Origin of the sequence: Helicobacter zhangjianzhongii, from assembly GCF_030249855.1 — a bacterium.
GTDB classification, from domain to species: Bacteria; Campylobacterota; Campylobacteria; order Campylobacterales; family Helicobacteraceae; genus Helicobacter_B; species Helicobacter_B zhangjianzhongii.
Genome location: NZ_JANURN010000002.1, coordinates 152352 through 166733, shown reverse-complemented (window position 1 = coordinate 166733; position 14382 = coordinate 152352). Strand labels below are relative to the sequence as shown.

General features: G+C 44.6%; 16 protein-coding genes. 12 read left to right on the top strand and 4 right to left on the bottom strand.

Translation table 11 applies throughout. The annotated features are described in order from the left end of the window. The 7 genes from NYG90_RS02585 to NYG90_RS02555 all read left to right on the top strand — a co-directional run bounded on the left by NYG90_RS02585 (window position 1) and on the right by NYG90_RS02555 (window position 5772). Entirely contained in the window at window positions 1-3036 is a 3036-nt protein-coding gene (locus NYG90_RS02585; protein ID WP_285256560.1) for a type I restriction endonuclease subunit R, read from the top strand. Beyond that, window positions 3033-3164, top strand: a complete 132-nt coding sequence (locus NYG90_RS02580; protein ID WP_285256561.1) for a hypothetical protein — start codon at window positions 3033-3035, stop codon at window positions 3162-3164. Before NYG90_RS02585 ends, NYG90_RS02580 begins: the two co-directional genes overlap by 4 nt. Next, the gene (locus NYG90_RS02575; protein ID WP_285264656.1) at window positions 3145-4395 is read left to right on the top strand and encodes a restriction endonuclease subunit S; all 1251 of its coding nucleotides are present in this window, start codon (window positions 3145-3147) and stop codon (window positions 4393-4395) included. Before NYG90_RS02580 ends, NYG90_RS02575 begins: the two co-directional genes overlap by 20 nt. Before the next feature lie 23 nt (window positions 4396-4418). Further along, a complete protein-coding gene (locus NYG90_RS02570) occupies window positions 4419-4649 on the top strand; it encodes a hypothetical protein (protein WP_285256563.1) in 231 nt (76 codons plus the stop codon). Window positions 4650-4676: 27 nt separating this feature from the next. Continuing rightward, window positions 4677-4808, top strand: coding sequence for a hypothetical protein (locus NYG90_RS02565; protein ID WP_285256564.1), 132 nt, complete (start codon window positions 4677-4679; stop codon window positions 4806-4808). 27 nt (window positions 4809-4835) lie between these two features. Continuing rightward, window positions 4836-5453, top strand: a complete 618-nt coding sequence (locus NYG90_RS02560; protein ID WP_285256565.1) for a hypothetical protein — start codon at window positions 4836-4838, stop codon at window positions 5451-5453. 115 nt (window positions 5454-5568) lie between these two features. Then, entirely contained in the window at window positions 5569-5772 is a 204-nt protein-coding gene (locus NYG90_RS02555) for a hypothetical protein (protein ID WP_285256566.1), read from the top strand. A gap of 227 nt (window positions 5773-5999) precedes the next feature. Here NYG90_RS02555 and NYG90_RS02550 read toward each other — a convergent pair whose 3' ends face one another. Both NYG90_RS02550 and trpS read right to left on the bottom strand, forming a co-directional pair. Then, window positions 6000-7769, bottom strand: coding sequence for an extracellular solute-binding protein (locus tag NYG90_RS02550; protein WP_434062724.1), 1770 nt, complete (start codon window positions 7767-7769; stop codon window positions 6000-6002). A 41-nt stretch (window positions 7770-7810) separates the two neighbouring features. Further along, the gene (gene trpS, locus NYG90_RS02545) at window positions 7811-8800 is read right to left on the bottom strand and encodes a tryptophan--tRNA ligase (RefSeq protein WP_285264655.1); all 990 of its coding nucleotides are present in this window, start codon (window positions 8798-8800) and stop codon (window positions 7811-7813) included. Between the two features lie 131 nt (window positions 8801-8931). Between trpS and NYG90_RS02540 the strand changes: the two genes are divergently transcribed. The 5 genes from NYG90_RS02540 to NYG90_RS02520 all read left to right on the top strand — a co-directional run bounded on the left by NYG90_RS02540 (window position 8932) and on the right by NYG90_RS02520 (window position 13309). Next, a complete protein-coding gene (locus NYG90_RS02540) occupies window positions 8932-9474 on the top strand; it encodes an LPP20 family lipoprotein (protein ID WP_115010772.1) in 543 nt (180 codons plus the stop codon). Between the two features lie 15 nt (window positions 9475-9489). Then, window positions 9490-9972 carry a tRNA (cytidine(34)-2'-O)-methyltransferase gene (locus NYG90_RS02535; RefSeq protein ID WP_285256568.1) on the top strand — a complete coding sequence of 161 codons (483 nt, stop codon included), beginning with the start codon at window positions 9490-9492 and terminating at the stop codon, window positions 9970-9972. 68 nt (window positions 9973-10040) lie between these two features. Further along, a complete protein-coding gene (locus NYG90_RS02530; RefSeq protein ID WP_285256702.1) occupies window positions 10041-11066 on the top strand; it encodes a cytochrome-c peroxidase in 1026 nt (341 codons plus the stop codon). Between the two features lie 37 nt (window positions 11067-11103). Continuing rightward, a complete protein-coding gene (locus NYG90_RS02525) occupies window positions 11104-12633 on the top strand; it encodes a hypothetical protein (protein WP_285256569.1) in 1530 nt (509 codons plus the stop codon). Further along, window positions 12608-13309 carry a hypothetical protein gene (locus NYG90_RS02520; RefSeq protein WP_285256570.1) on the top strand — a complete coding sequence of 234 codons (702 nt, stop codon included), beginning with the start codon at window positions 12608-12610 and terminating at the stop codon, window positions 13307-13309. The genes NYG90_RS02525 and NYG90_RS02520 overlap by 26 nt, the downstream gene beginning before the upstream one ends. An 87-nt stretch (window positions 13310-13396) precedes the next feature. Here NYG90_RS02520 and NYG90_RS02515 read toward each other — a convergent pair whose 3' ends face one another. Together NYG90_RS02515 and plsY are read right to left on the bottom strand one after the other, a co-directional pair. Continuing rightward, complete coding sequence (locus NYG90_RS02515; protein ID WP_115010776.1) at window positions 13397-13726, bottom strand: dihydroneopterin aldolase; 330 nt, start codon at window positions 13724-13726, stop codon at window positions 13397-13399. Next, window positions 13727-14380 (bottom strand): glycerol-3-phosphate 1-O-acyltransferase PlsY, encoded by a 654-nt coding sequence (plsY, locus tag NYG90_RS02510; protein WP_115010777.1) that lies wholly within the window; start codon window positions 14378-14380, stop codon window positions 13727-13729. Window positions 14381-14382: the final 2 nt, after the last annotated feature.

Here is a 14382-nt window from a genome sequence, read left to right as displayed (position 1 = left end):
ATGAGAAGCCTAAAACTCCTAGCCCAAAGCACCGCCTCCACCATAGCCGCGGAATTTACCCCCAAGCAAAAAGTGGATTCTAGCTATCAAAGTGAAGCCCAGCTTGAAAAAGAGCTTATCGCTACCTTACAAGCCCAAGGCTATGGATACGCCCCTATCAGCGATGAAAAATCCCTAGAATCCAATCTCCGCACAAAGCTAGAGGAGCTAAATTCCACCACCCTAAGCGACACAGAGTGGCGGCGATTTTTCGCTCAAGTGCTTTCTAGGGCAAATGCCTCTATCGTGGAAAAAAGCGTGCTAATCCAAGAGGACTATATCCAGCCCCTAGAGCGCGATAATGGCAGCATTATCAACTTCAAGCTAATCGACAAAGCCGACATACATAAAAACTCCTTGCAAGTTATCAATCAGTATGAAGCTACCACGCCGACACGCTCCCACCGCTATGATGTAACTATCCTAGTCAATGGACTGCCCCTAGTGCATATCGAGCTAAAACGCCGCGGCGTGAGCCTTAAAGAAGCTTTCAATCAAATCAACCGCTACGGGCGGGAGAGCTTTTTTAGCGGAAACGCGCTTTTTGAGTTTGTGCAGATTTTTGTCATTAGCAACGGCACGCAGAGCAAGTATTACTCCAACACCACGCGCGATTTTCATATCAAAACCCAAAACGGCATAAAAACGACCAAAACCTCCAATAGCTTTGAATTCACAAGCTATTTTAGCGATGAGAAAAACACCATTATAAACGACCTGATCGACTTTGCTAAAAGCTTTTTTGCTAGGCACACACTGCTAAATATCCTCTGCCACTACTGCGTGCTTGATGTGGATAGAAAGCTCCTAGTCCTGCGACCTTACCAAATCGCCGCGTGCGAAAAGATCTTGCAGCAAATCGCCATAAGCTACCACAACAAATTCTACGAAAAATCAAGCGAGCAAAAAAGCGGCGGCTATATCTGGCACACCACAGGCAGCGGCAAAACTTTGACCAGCTTCAAAACCGCCCAGCTAGTAAGCAAGATCCAAGAAATCGCTAAAGTGCTTTTTGTCGTGGATAGAAAAGATTTAGACTATCAAACTATGCGTGAATACGATAGATTCCAAAAGGGTGCTGCCACAGGGAGCAAAAGCACCAAAGAGCTGCAATCACGCCTTAACAGCACAGATAAAAGCCACAAAATCATCATCACCACGATCCAAAAGCTCTCCCGCTTCATCGCCCAAGCAGAAAAAGACCATACAATCTTTAACGAACACATTGTGATGATCTTTGATGAGTGCCATAGAAGTCAATTTGGGCAAATGCAAAAAGACATTTCCAAAGCCTTTAAAAAGCTCTATCTCTTTGGCTTTACAGGCACGCCAATTTTTGCCGCAAACGCGCTAGGCTTTGAGACGACACAGCGCGTCTTTGGGGCTTGCTTGCACCGCTACACGATAATCCACGCCATACGCGACCATAATGTCCTGCCTTTCCGCGTGAGCTACCACACCACAGCTAAGCTAAAGTCCCAGCCTATCCAAGATGAGCAAGTCCCAGCCATAGACACAGAAGAGATCCTCCTAGCCAAAGAGCGTATTTCCCACATCACTCGCTATATCTTAGAGCATTTTACCACCCAGACCAAGCGCAGCTCCACCTACACCATAAATGGCAAGCACACAAAAGGCTTTAACGCTATCTTTGCCACCCAGTCTATCCCTATGGCTATGCGATATTATGAAGAGTTTAAAAGACAGCAAGCCAGCCTGCCAGAATCTCAAAGGCTAAAAGTAGGCATTATCTACAGCTATGCCCCAAACGATGAGCAAGAAGAAGAGAGCAGCGAGGACACCACTGCCCTGCCTAAGTCCCAGCGCGATTTTTTAGACGCCGCGATAAACGACTATAACGCAATATTTGCGTGCAGATTTGATAGCTCCGCGGATAATTTTCAAAACTATTACAAAGACTTCTCCCTAAAGCTTAAAAACCGCGAGCTAGACCTAGCCATCGTGGTCAATATGTTTCTCACAGGCTTTGACGCCACCACGCTAAACACTCTCTATGTCGATAAGTCCTTACGCTATCACGGGCTTTTGCAAGCCTACTCCCGCACCAATAGAATCCTAAACTCCATAAAAAGCTTTGGCAATATCATAGCCTTTAGAGACTTGCAGAGAAACACCGATGACGCCCTAGCCCTTTTCAGCGATGAGAACGCTAAGGGCATAGTCTTTCTAAGAAGCTTAGAAGAATATTTGCACGGCTACACCGATGAAAAAGGCGATAAGCATAAAGGCTACCACGAGCTTCTACACACCTTACAAACGCGCTTCCCTCTGGCTAACTTCCTAGAATCCACCCTAAAGCAAAGCGACAAAAGAGACTTCCTAGCCCTTTTTGGCGAGATTTTGAAGCTGCGCAATATCCTTGAAGTATTTGATGACTTTAGCGACCCTCTAAGCGAGCGAGACCGCCAAGACTATCAAAGCTACTACATCGACACTTATGAGAGCCTACGCGCCAAAGACCAAGCAGAGAAGCACAGCGTGCTAGATGAAGTGGAGTTTGAAGTAGAGCTTTTGAAGCAAGTAGAAGTAAGTATCGAGTATATCCTAGAGCTTATCGCCACATACCACAGGCACAAAGACAAAGGCAGCTATGAGCGCATACTCAAGCTGCTAGATTCTAGCCTAAGCCTACGGAGCAAAAAGGAGCTTCTACTCCGCTTCATACAATCGCTAAACCCCCAAAGCAATGTGGAAAAAGACTTTAGCACCTACATAGCCGCGCGCAAAGATGAGAGCCTAGATACAATCATCACCGAGCTAGATCTAAAGCCCAAAGAGACTAGGGCATTTATGCAAGATAGCTTTGAGCGAGGCGAGCTAAGGGACTATGGGAGAGCCTTTGGCGAGATTTTGCCTCCTAGCCCACTCTTTGGCAAAGGTGCAGAGCAGACGCATAAAGTCCGCGAAAAAGCCCTAGAAAAGCTACAAGCATTTTTCGAGCTTTTTAAGGGACTAGAGCTAAGGCAGGAGCGATGAAATGGCATTACAAGACTTGCACCGCAGCCCCCTTGTCATTGCGAGATTCTGCGTTAGTAGAATCGTGGCAATCCACAGAATCCACAAACCACATAAAAGGAGCAAACAATGAGCCAAACACAGCCTAGCACCCACCCCCTAGAATCCTTACTACAACAGCACTGCCCAAATGGCGTGGAGTTTAAAGAGCTTGGGGAGTTAGAATTAAACAAGATTTTAAATTTAGGCAGGGGGAAAATTATTAGTCAAAACGATTTAAAAAACTGCCCGGGCGAATACCCCGTATATTCTAGTTCTGCGACTAAAAATGGAGAAATCGGCAAATATGGCAAATATATGTTTGATGATGAAAGAATAACTTGGAGCATTGATGGGGGCGGAAAATTTTTTTATAGAAATCATTTAAAATACTCGGTTACTAATGTTTGCGGTTGGATAAAAGTTATAAATTTAGATGAATTAAATACAAAATTTTTATTCTATGCGTTAATAAATGAGTGGGTAAAGAAAAAGTTTAACTACACTAAAAAAGCACACCCATCAATTATAAAAAAAGAATATTGTATCCCCCTGCCGCCGCTAGAAATTCAGTATAAAATCGTAGAGATTTTAGACACCTTTACAGAATTAGAAGCAGAATTAGAAGCAGAATTAGAAGCAGAATTAGAAGCAAGGCTAAAGCAATATCATTATTATAGAAATAAGCTTTTAAGCTTTGAGGAGCTACAAAGACGCACTGATATGCTAAACGGGGGGGGTCTTAAGCTTGTAAGCTTAGGCGAGATAGGGACTTTCACGCGTGGCAATGGCTTGACAAAAGCCGATTTTGTAGAAGTTGGTGTGCCTTGTATCCATTATGGGCAAATCCACACGCATTACCACAATTACACGCATAGCACTATAAGCTTTGTAAGTGAAGAAAAAGCAAAAAAATTGAAAAAAGCCAAATATGGAGATTTGGTCATAGTAGGAGTGAGTGAGGATAAAGATTGTGTTTGTAAAGCAGTCGTGTATCTAGGAAAGCAAGAAGCGTGTGTTAGCGGTGATACTTTCATATTCTCACACTCACAAAATCCAAAGTTTATAGGCTATATGTTTCAAACCGAAAATTTTAATACATTTAAACACAAATACGCACAAGGTGCTAAAGTTTTAAGAGTGCATAATGAGCAATTAGAAAAATTCCAAATCTCCCTGCCGCCTTTAGTGGTGCAAAATGACATCGTAGAGCTTTTAGACAAATTTGACACACTTACAAATGATTTAACAAGCGGAATCCCCGCCGAGATAGAAGCGAGGAAAAAACAATATGAGTATTACAGAGAGCGGCTATTAAGCTTTAAAGAGCAAGGCAAATAGGCAAAAGTGGATTCTAGTGTGAAATGGATTGCCACGCCGCCGCTGCTACTGCCGCAGCGGCTCGCAATGACAGCAAAACAACCACTCCACACGCTAACGAGACTCGCGATGACAAAGTAAGCGACTTTCTCCGTCATCGCGAGCTTTGCGCTAGCAAAGCGTGGCGATCCATAACACAAAAGCGGATTCTAGGGGCTGAAGCAAGGCTAAAAGCTAGAATCCACTTTTTATATCGTTTGTGTTTTGTGCCTTAGCGGTGATTATCAAAAGTGGATTCTAGTGTGAAAGTAGATTGCCACGATTTTGCTACCGCAAAACAAGCGAAGCGCAGTTTCTTTAGAAAATCTCGCAATGACAAAGTAGTAGATTGCCGCGCTGCTGCTGCCGCTCAATATGACAACAATCCGCTATAATCTGGATTTTAAACAAGGACAGCAAGAATGAAGCCATATTTGTGCAATTTACTTCACATGGAGCTTTTTTCGCAAAGCCGCTTAGATGGCTATGCCAATCCACAAGAACACGAGCAAAATCTATATTTAATATCCCATATCGCGCATAAAATAGGAATCCTAGAAATTATCATAAGAAACAAAATAGACTTCTTGCTATCTCAAAAGGATTCGCAATGGCTTGAAAAGATTGTTTTGCAAAATCAAAGCAGAGATAGCCTCATCTCCGCTCAAAACTTAGGATTCTGGCTAAAAGTAGTGGATTTTTATAAAATCCATAATGCGATTTTTAAAGCAGAGTTTTTGGATACCTTAGATTTTAAGAAGTATTGTATAAAAAATCCACATTGTTTTTGTAGCACGAGCTTAATGCGACATCACAAAGCAAAAGCGATTTTATTACTTCTGCGACTTATTCGCAATCGCGCCTTTCATTTTGAGAATCTCTATAAAATCGTAGGCAATGGCTACCCTAGACTAAATGTAAAAATCACAAATAAGCACAATGAAGCAGTTTATATAGCAATCCACCCAGACAAAATTGTAGAGTTTTTAAACGATTTGCTAGGGAGCTTTCATAAGGATTTGGTGCATTATGGAGAGTAAGGTGGGGACAAGTGCCCCCTAGATAGAGCCGACATTATAATGCAAAATTGTAAATTCAAGCTTAAAGGACGAGTATGGATACAAAAGACTTTTAGGATTCTTAGAATGTGAGAAAATGGAGCGTTTTCAAAAAGTGGATTCTAGTAAAGTCAATTCTGCTAGCGCAGAATCTATGGATTGCCACGCCGCTAACGCGGCTCGCAATGACAAAGTGGGGGGAGTGGATTGCCGCGCCGCCGCTGCTACTGCCGCAGCGGCTCGCAATGACAGCAAACAGCTAACGCAAACACTGCTCGCGATGACGATAAAACGCCGCTAGTGTAAAAAGTGGATTCTAGGAGCGAAGTCCCTTTTGGAGAAACACGATTCTAAGGATTACTAAAGAAACCTGCTGCGGCTTCGCCTTGCACCGCTTCGCTTGTTTTGTGGTGGGGGCTGTGGTTGTTTTACGCTATTTTTAGGGCAGAGCAAGACTAGAGGTCTGTGGTTGTCCTAAAAATAGCGTAATCAATCGCATTGCTCACCCAAGGCTGAATCGCCTACCCCCTAGAATCCACTTTTGCGCCTATCCCACCATAGTGTGGGGCTAATATCATAGAGCGGCTGCACCTTAGGCATAGCGATATTATCCCAAATCGCTAGGCGGAAGCTTGGCAAAAAGTAGTGCGGCACGACTATGTCTAGCTCAAGCAGCACGCGATCAAGCGTGCGTGTGGCAAGCACTAGGCTATCTCTATCTTGAGCGTTAATAAGCCTATCTATCAAGCAATCTACAAGCGCAGACTTCACGCCGCTGTAATTTCTGCTCCCTTGTGTATCCGCACTTAAACTGCCAAAGAAATACCGCTGCTCATTGCCCGGCGAGAGACTTTGGGGGATAATGCCTACAATCATCTCATAATCAAAGCTTTTCACGCGATTGGCGTATTGACTAGAATCCAGCTTTTGTATCTCCATAGTGATCCCAAGGCGTGCGAGGTTTCTGGCATAGCGGATCGCTAGTCGCTCAAAGGCTGGGTTATCAAGCAGCAGGGTAAAGCGCAGTGGAATGCCATTTTTATACGCCTGATTATTTTGCACGACATAGCCAGCTTGGCGCAGTAAATCGCGCGCTTTTTTGAGATTCTCCCGCTCATCTTGCAGGCTTGGCGCAGTGGGGATAGTATAGGGCTTTTGCAAGTGCGAGAGCGTGGCAGGATCCACCTTACACACGCGCAAAAGCTCTAGCTGATCGCTGCTTAGGCTAGGCGTGGAGGCAAAAATGGAGTGGTTAAAAAAGCTTGTCGTGCGCTGATATTGGGAGAAAAAGAGATTTTCATTGCTCCATTCAAAGTTAAACGCCAAAATCATCGCGCGGCGCACAAGCGGATCATCAAAGGGAGCTTTGCGCAGATTGATAAAAAAGCCCTGCATACCGCTTGGCAGGCTATGGGGGATCTCAAGCTTGCTAAAGGCAGAGTCCTTGCTCTGCCTATATCCATTTGCCCATACCTTTGCCGCGCTCTCAATGCGGAAGTCGTATTTATGCCGCAAAAAGCCCTGCAAAGCCGCCGTATCATCGCGGTAATACTCATAGCGCACCACATCAAAATTAAACTGCCCCTTGCGGCTAGGTAGATTCTCTGCCCAGTAGTTTTTATCACGCCTATATTCTACAAGCTTGCCCACCTCATAGCGCGTGAGCTTATACGCCCCAGAGCCTAGCGGGAGCTGCAAGGGGTCTTTGCCATAGGAGTTTTGCCCATCTCGCACATAGTAATGCTTAGGCAGGATACTAAGCTGCCCTAGGATTAGCGGCAGCTCCTTATTCTCACTTGTGGTAAAGAGAAATTTAATGCGCCTAGAATCTAGTATTTCATACCCGCTAATATCAGCATAATACTGCTTATACAGCGGATTTTGGCGCATCATATCAAAGCTAAATCCCACATCTTGCGCGCTAATTGCTACGCCATCGCTAAAGCGTGCTTTGGGATTTATGGTAAAAATCACGCTTTTATGATTTGGCGCGATGGCTACATCGCTTGCTACAAGGGCGTATTGCGCATAAGGCTCGTCCATACTCTGTGCCATTAGCGTGTCATAGACAAGCTCTAGCCCAGCAGCACTCTCTTCTAGGCTAAAGGCATTAAGCGTGGAGAAGCTCCCTAGCGCGTAGGCTTTAAGCGTGCCGCCCTTTTTGGCGTTGGGATTAGTGTAGTCAAAGGCTTTGAATGTGCTAGTGTCGCGGTATTTAGGCGGATCGCCAAGCGAGATAAAAGGCGCGGCGTGTGCCACACAAGCACAGCTAAGAAGCGCGAAGCCTAGCAAGCCCAAACGGGCAAAATTATAGGGGGCAAAGCCTAACGCAAAGAATCTCACACAAGCCCTACAAGCTCTTTGGCTCTTTGGTAAGTGGCTTTAGCGATGGGGCGCACGCGCTCTAGGCTTGTATCTAGGATACTTTGGAGATAGTGCTTATCGCTGCTAAGCTGCGTATAACGCTCTTGGATCGGCTCTAGCGTGGCTACTAGCATATCAGCTAGCTCAAGCTTTAGCGCGCCATAGCCCTTGCTAGCAAAATGCTCTTCTATCTGCTCTTGGCTCTGCTGGCTTAGGGCTTGATAAATGCTTAGGAGATTATGCACACCGGGGCGACTTGTATCAAAGGCGATGACCCCGCTAGAGTCTGTTACTGCCTTTTTGCATTTGCGCACAATGGCATCTTTGCTATCAAGCAAAAATATCGCGTGATTCTCGCCTTTGGCGGATTTGCTCATTTTGGATTCTGGGCTATCTAGCCCCATCACACGCGCACCTAGAGCTGGGATAATGGGACTAGGGATCGTGAAGCACTCGCCAAAGTCGCGATTAAAGCGCGTAGCCACATCACGCGTAAGCTCTAAATGCTGCTTTTGATCCTCTCCTACTGGCACGCCATCGACTTGATAGAGCAAAATATCTGCTGCCATAAGGGCTGGGTAGTTAAACAGCCCGACATTGATATTTTTGGGGTTTTTTTGGGATTTGTCTTTGAACTGCGTCATACGGCTCATATCGCCCATAGGGATATTGCAGTCTAAAATCCACGCCAAAGCCGCGTGCTCATCGATCTCACTTTGGATAAAAAGGCTAGACTTTTCACTATCAATCCCACACGCCAAAAGCATCGCCACAAGCTCATAGGTCTTTGCCCTTAGCTCCTTGGGGTCTTGCTTGGTGGTGATCGCGTGGGAATTCACCACGCAAAAGATATTGTCATACTGCTCTTGAGAATCCACCCACTGCTTAATCGCCCCTAGATAATTGCCTAAATGGATAGAGCCTGTGGGCTGGATACCGGAGAAAACACGCTTTTTGCTTGGCATAAGAATCCTTTGTAATGTGTGAAATAGGGGGAGTCGTGCGCTTAAAGGCGCGATTATATACCAACTCGTTTAAAGCCAGCATTAACTAAATATGTTTTATAATCGCTCAATCTTAATACAAAGGACTGCTGATGAAAGCTTTAAAGTTTGGCGTGCTTGCGAGCCTTGTGCTTGTGGCGATACTTGGGATCAATGGTTGCAAAAAGGGCTTAGGCGATAATAAAGAAATCAACGCCTCCCTAGAGGGCGCACCTGCTTGGGTAGTAGAATCTAATGATGACTTGCTTAGTGCTACCGGAAGCGCGAAAGTCAAAAATGGCAATTTGGGCTTTGCCACTACACAAGCAGGAGCAGCAGCACGCGTGGAGCTTGCTACACAGATTTCTACAAGGATTGAGAGCAAGTATAAAGAGCTTGCCACAAGTGATGAAGATAGTGTCAATCAAGAAGCTGTGCAAGCTATCCGCAATAGTGTCGATCAAGTGCTAGCAGGCTCAAAGATCACAAACAAATGGGTCAGCAAAGATGGCACGCTATGGGTGCTTGTAAAGATCCAAAAGCTAAACACCGACTTGCTAAAAAGCAATCTTTTAAACTCCAAATCTCTCGACAAAGCCGCAGCTGCCGCACTCTCTCAAGCTGTCGATGACATTATCGATGGTCCTGCTAGATAGCCACTTTGTGCGGCTATGCTTCATATCATTCTCATAGAGCCTAGGATCCCCCAAAACACAGGGAATATCGGCAGGCTCTGTGTCGCCACCAATGCCACGCTCCATCTTATCCACCCGCTAGGATTCTGCCTTAGTGAGAAGTCTCTCAAACGCGCAGGGCTGGATTATTGGCAGTATTTGCACAAATGCGAGTGGGATAGTGTGGAGCATTTTTGGAGGAGCTATCCGCTAGATTCTAAGCATTTTTTCCTAACGACTAAAGCACATAAGCCCTACTACCACGCGCGATTTGACAAAGAGTGCTTTCTCTACTTTGGGCGTGAAGATGCGGGCATTAGTGAAAGTATCTTGCAACAGCACGCAAGTCAATGTCTCACAATCCCTATGGCAGCGCAAGCTCGCTCGCTCAATCTCGCCACAAGTGTGGGGATCGTGGCGTATGAAGCCATCCGCCAGCTTCAAGCCACTAGCCCCATAAGCGCACCTATCGCACCATAAGCCATATAAGGACAACTATGCCAGCACGCCCCTACAAGCACATCTGCAATCTCTCTCTAGCAGTAGTGATGACTAGCCTAGCAGCCCATACCGCTACCAATCAGCCAAGCACCATAGACCCAAAGCAGCTCATACAAAAGGCAAAAGACGCAGGGCTAAAGCCTATGCCTCAAGGCAAAGAGCTAGAGACATACCAGCAAGACTACGCCAAAAAGCATAAGCTCGCCACTCCCTATAAACCCAAGCTCACGCAAGCCCAAATTCAGCTAGGGAAAAAGCTCTACTTTGACCCAAGACTCTCGCGCTCAAACCTAATCTCGTGCAACACCTGCCACAATCTAGGGCTAGGCGGGACAGATATAGTCCCAGCAGGGCATAAATGGACAGACAATCCAAGCTATCTAAACTCCCCAAGTGTGTATAACGCGATCTTTAATGGCGTGCTATTTTGGGATGGTCGTGCGACTAGACTAGAGCTTCAAGCACATATACAAAATCAAATGCAAACCACGCCGCAAGAGATTCTTGCACGCATACAATCAATCCCAGATTATGTCAATGAGTTTAAAGCCGCTTATGGCAACAATGTCAAAATCCAGCCTGCGCTAATTGCCGATACTATCGCGCTTTTTGTGATGACACTTACTACCCCGGGTCGCTATGATGATTTCTTAAACGGCAATACCAAAGCCCTAAGCAAAGATGAGCAAGCTGGGCTTAATATGTTTATCGATAAAGGCTGCACGACCTGCCACACAGACATCAATCTAGGCGGCTCTATGCGAGCATTTTCTGTCATCAAGCCCTATACATTTGCTAAGGTCGGGGGCTTCAAGGGCGATGCTAAGGGCAGGATCAAAGCCCCATCTTTGCGCAATATTTTAGACACTGCGCCTTATTTTCACAATGGGCAGTATTGGGACATTGCAGGAGCGATCAAAGAAATGGGATCTATACAGCTAGGGATCACTATAAGCGATGATGAGATAAAAATATTAGAGAAGTTTTTCCAATCACTTAGCGGTAAATACCCTACAAATATCTATCCTATCTTGCCTGCTAGCACCAATGCCACGCCAAAGCCATCATTATAGATAGCTAGATTTTGTTATAGATTCAAAAGGAGTGATTATGCAAAGCTATGAAAAGATTATAAGCGGTGAGCAAGGATTGCTTAGATGGATTATAGATAATGCGACAGAAGATGGCTTGGATAAAGACTTGCCAGATGATGATAGTCTGCATATTGCTATGCCAGAAATTGCTAAGATGAACTTTATGCCCGGAATGCTAGATGGCATTATGGGGAAAGACACAGACAATAGTGCTGCTACGCTGCTTGCGATGTTTAGGTGTTTTGCAGAAGTGGATTCTAGTGAGCTAAGTGATGAATTGATAGATAAGCATTTGGGCGGGATTTATATGTTTATTATCCAGCATAGAACGCTTGGGTATATTGATGATTTTTTAGAAGCATTGATGAATGAAGCGGAGAATAACACAAAACTTTTGCATTTTTGCATAAACACTGCTAGGCAGTTTCTGCTTAGTGGGGTGCATAGAGAGGCGATTAAGTTTGGTATAGCGGTGCTTGGGGTTTGCAGACTTGATGAAAAAGAAATAAGTATGCTAATGCAATTTGGCTTGGCAGATGAGTTTGCGAGATTTGTAGCCGTGGCATTAGCACGCAATGAGAAAAATGAAGAGGTCTTTTATCTTGCACAACGCACAAAGGGCTGGGGGAGAATCGCCTATGTGGATTATGTGAAAATTGATGATGAGAAAAAGCACGAGTGGATTTTGCTTGAGGGCTATAAATGTGAGATTGGGATTGATCATATTGTGCTTGAGTGTTTGGAGAAGGGCGATTTGCTAGGGTTGATACAAGAAAGGGGGTTTGAAGAGAAAATCTACATTGCCACAGGCGAAATGCTGCAAAGCTTTTGCGGATTAAGCAAGGTGCATTTTGAAGACTATCCGCACTCTAAAGAATTGGTAGCATTGTTTATCAAAGAATCCAAAAATCAAAAGATGAATATAGAGCGATTTGCCATTATTTGCGCGCTTATTGATCCCATTAAAGAGGAGTTAGAATATGATGAGAGTGAGAGGCAGGAGCTACTAGATATTGTCAATAAACTAGCGTTTCATAGCAATATTGATTGGGAGGGGCTTATCCGTGTCGATGTGTTTAACTATGATGCAAGGAGTATTGCTAGACATCTTGGCATTGATATATGGGAGGATATGTTTAAAATCGCTAGTGAAAATAAGGAGTTTAAAGAGTGGTATCCGCTCACACTCACAGATTCTAAAGATAGATATAAAAGGCTTTGTGCTTTAGCAAAGGAGCGATTTGACTTGAAGGCTTTAAAAAGTGAGCCAAAAGATGAGCTAGGGCTTGGAGCGGAGTTTAGGGTGTATGATGATATAAGCTTCATCGTGCAAAATCTTAGAAATTTTGATGAAATTATCGGGCTAGAGTTTGTAGAAACTGCCCTGCAAAGCCCTGTAACACGCTGCCGAAATATGGCATTAAATGTGATTGAAACTTACAAAGAGATTCCACAAAGCATTATTGACATTATGGAGAGAAATAGCAAAAAAGAGCCAAATAAAGGCGTGCTAGAGCGATATGAAAGCCTCCTGCAAAAAACATAAAGAGCAGCTAGAGCAAAAAAGAAAGACTAAGCCCTGTGGCGATCAGCATTGCGAACATAAGTGGCATTTGCAAGTGTGGGGGGAATTTTATAGTAGTGGGATATGGAGTCTTTGGAATGACGACAAGCAAGAAAGGGAATTTCCAAATGTTGGGTATGAACTTTTGGGATTACCAAAAGATTTAGTGTGGAAGTTTAAACAATGGCAGAGTTTGTATGATGAGTATGGGCTGTATTGGTATAGAGATGATGCAGATGAGTTTCTAAAAAAGCTTCGCACTGCATTTGATGAGCAAAAATTAGAACTTGCTAAGGCATTGAAAGCACACTTTAAGAGCGATGTATATGTAGAAACTTATGTTGAGAGTGAAAAGGATATAAAGGAGATAAAGTATTATTGTGTAATGGCGGATTATGATGCGTTGTGGGATGAAGAGGATGTTGGAATTTGCTTTCAAAATATTGAAGAGGATTGCAATATCTCTTTACAAAGCAATGAAGCAAAACAATTAGAAAAAGACTTGGATAAATGGGCTAAAGAACACATAGATTTAGAATGGAAAAATGGGTGCTATACCCCAGTAACCGATGAAGCGATTATTGAGAGAGGCAGAATCCTAACAGAAAGGCTAAAAAAGATTCTACCAAACTACTGCGTAGTGGAGTATAGAGTATAGCTCTTGGATAGACTTGTGGATCTGCCGCACCACCACGATAGATATTGTAGTCATTCTTATGTGCCAAAATCCACTTTCTACTACTGCCTAAGGATAGCTCCTACACACACCCACACAACAATCCACAAAAACATCAGGCTTTTTTAGCGTGAGTGTGAGTGTCGTGATAGGAGGGAAGCTCGCATACAGCCACGCCGCTAGACCATCACAGGCTTGCTCTAGTAGCTCATAGCGTGCTTGCTGCAAATGTGTGATGATAGATTCTCGCACTTGCGCATAGTCTAAAAACCCTTTGCCATCTCGCTCATAGCCTATACGCGCTTCTACCTGCAATCTTTGTGCCTGCTCTCTCTCGCGTGGCAAGACTCCAATGATAGCTTCAAGGCACAAATCTTCTAGCACGATTTCATAGGGCATTTATAGCACCTTGTTTTCCTGCCCAGAAAATAGCCGCTTGATATTTGGGATATGTGTGTAGAGAATAAGCAGCCCGATTAACACCACTGGCGTGTGGCTATGGATTTGAGCAACGATATTGATAGAATCTGGGATCGGCAGGACATAAGGCACGACAAAGGTCAGCACAATCCCACTTAGCACACCAAGCAGTGAAGAAAGCGAAGAGACTTTAAACACCTTCCCTACAATCGCCCACACCACAAGCCCAAGCGCACCTTCAATAGGGATAAGCAATAGCACAGAGCCAATAGCCGTGGATACGCCCTTGCCCCCTTTAAAGCCCAGATATGGGCTATAACAATGCCCCACAATCGCTAGTAGCGCGATCATCCACTGCGCCCCATAAGGCAGCCCCACAAGCTTTGCTACAAGCACCACAAGCAGCCCCTTAATCGCATCAAGCACAAGCGTGGCGATAGAGAGCAGCTTAGCCTGCTTAGGGGCGATGTCTTTCAACGCGCGATAGACATTGGTAGCACCTGTGCTACCTGAGCCTACTTCCTGGATCTTAACACCATAAAGCCTCGTGAAAAACACGCCAAAGGGGATCCCCCCCACAAGAAATGCCACGATATAAAACACCACATTGATATAGTTATACAAAAACTCCATAC

Bases quoted from the DNA above. Each gene is read 5' to 3' on its own strand.
- plsY (WP_115010777.1), bottom strand. From the start codon at position 14,380: ATGGAGTTTTTGTATAACTATATCAATGTGGTGTTTTATATCGTGGCA.
- NYG90_RS02535 (WP_285256568.1), top strand. From the start codon at position 9,490: ATGCTTCATATCATTCTCATAGAGCCTAGGATCCCCCAAAACACAGGG.
- NYG90_RS02585 (WP_285256560.1), top strand. From the start codon at position 1: ATGAGAAGCCTAAAACTCCTAGCCCAAAGCACCGCCTCCACCATAGCC.
- trpS (WP_285264655.1), bottom strand. From the start codon at position 8,800: ATGCCAAGCAAAAAGCGTGTTTTCTCCGGTATCCAGCCCACAGGCTCT.
- NYG90_RS02580 (WP_285256561.1), top strand. From the start codon at position 3,033: ATGAAATGGCATTACAAGACTTGCACCGCAGCCCCCTTGTCATTGCGA.
- NYG90_RS02560 (WP_285256565.1), top strand. From the start codon at position 4,836: ATGAAGCCATATTTGTGCAATTTACTTCACATGGAGCTTTTTTCGCAA.
- NYG90_RS02540 (WP_115010772.1), top strand. From the start codon at position 8,932: ATGAAAGCTTTAAAGTTTGGCGTGCTTGCGAGCCTTGTGCTTGTGGCG.
- NYG90_RS02575 (WP_285264656.1), top strand. From the start codon at position 3,145: ATGAGCCAAACACAGCCTAGCACCCACCCCCTAGAATCCTTACTACAA.
- NYG90_RS02555 (WP_285256566.1), top strand. From the start codon at position 5,569: ATGGAGCGTTTTCAAAAAGTGGATTCTAGTAAAGTCAATTCTGCTAGC.
- NYG90_RS02515 (WP_115010776.1), bottom strand. From the start codon at position 13,726: ATGCCCTATGAAATCGTGCTAGAAGATTTGTGCCTTGAAGCTATCATT.
- NYG90_RS02525 (WP_285256569.1), top strand. From the start codon at position 11,104: ATGCAAAGCTATGAAAAGATTATAAGCGGTGAGCAAGGATTGCTTAGA.
- NYG90_RS02530 (WP_285256702.1), top strand. From the start codon at position 10,041: ATGACTAGCCTAGCAGCCCATACCGCTACCAATCAGCCAAGCACCATA.
- NYG90_RS02520 (WP_285256570.1), top strand. From the start codon at position 12,608: ATGAAAGCCTCCTGCAAAAAACATAAAGAGCAGCTAGAGCAAAAAAGA.
- NYG90_RS02570 (WP_285256563.1), top strand. From the start codon at position 4,419: ATGGATTGCCACGCCGCCGCTGCTACTGCCGCAGCGGCTCGCAATGAC.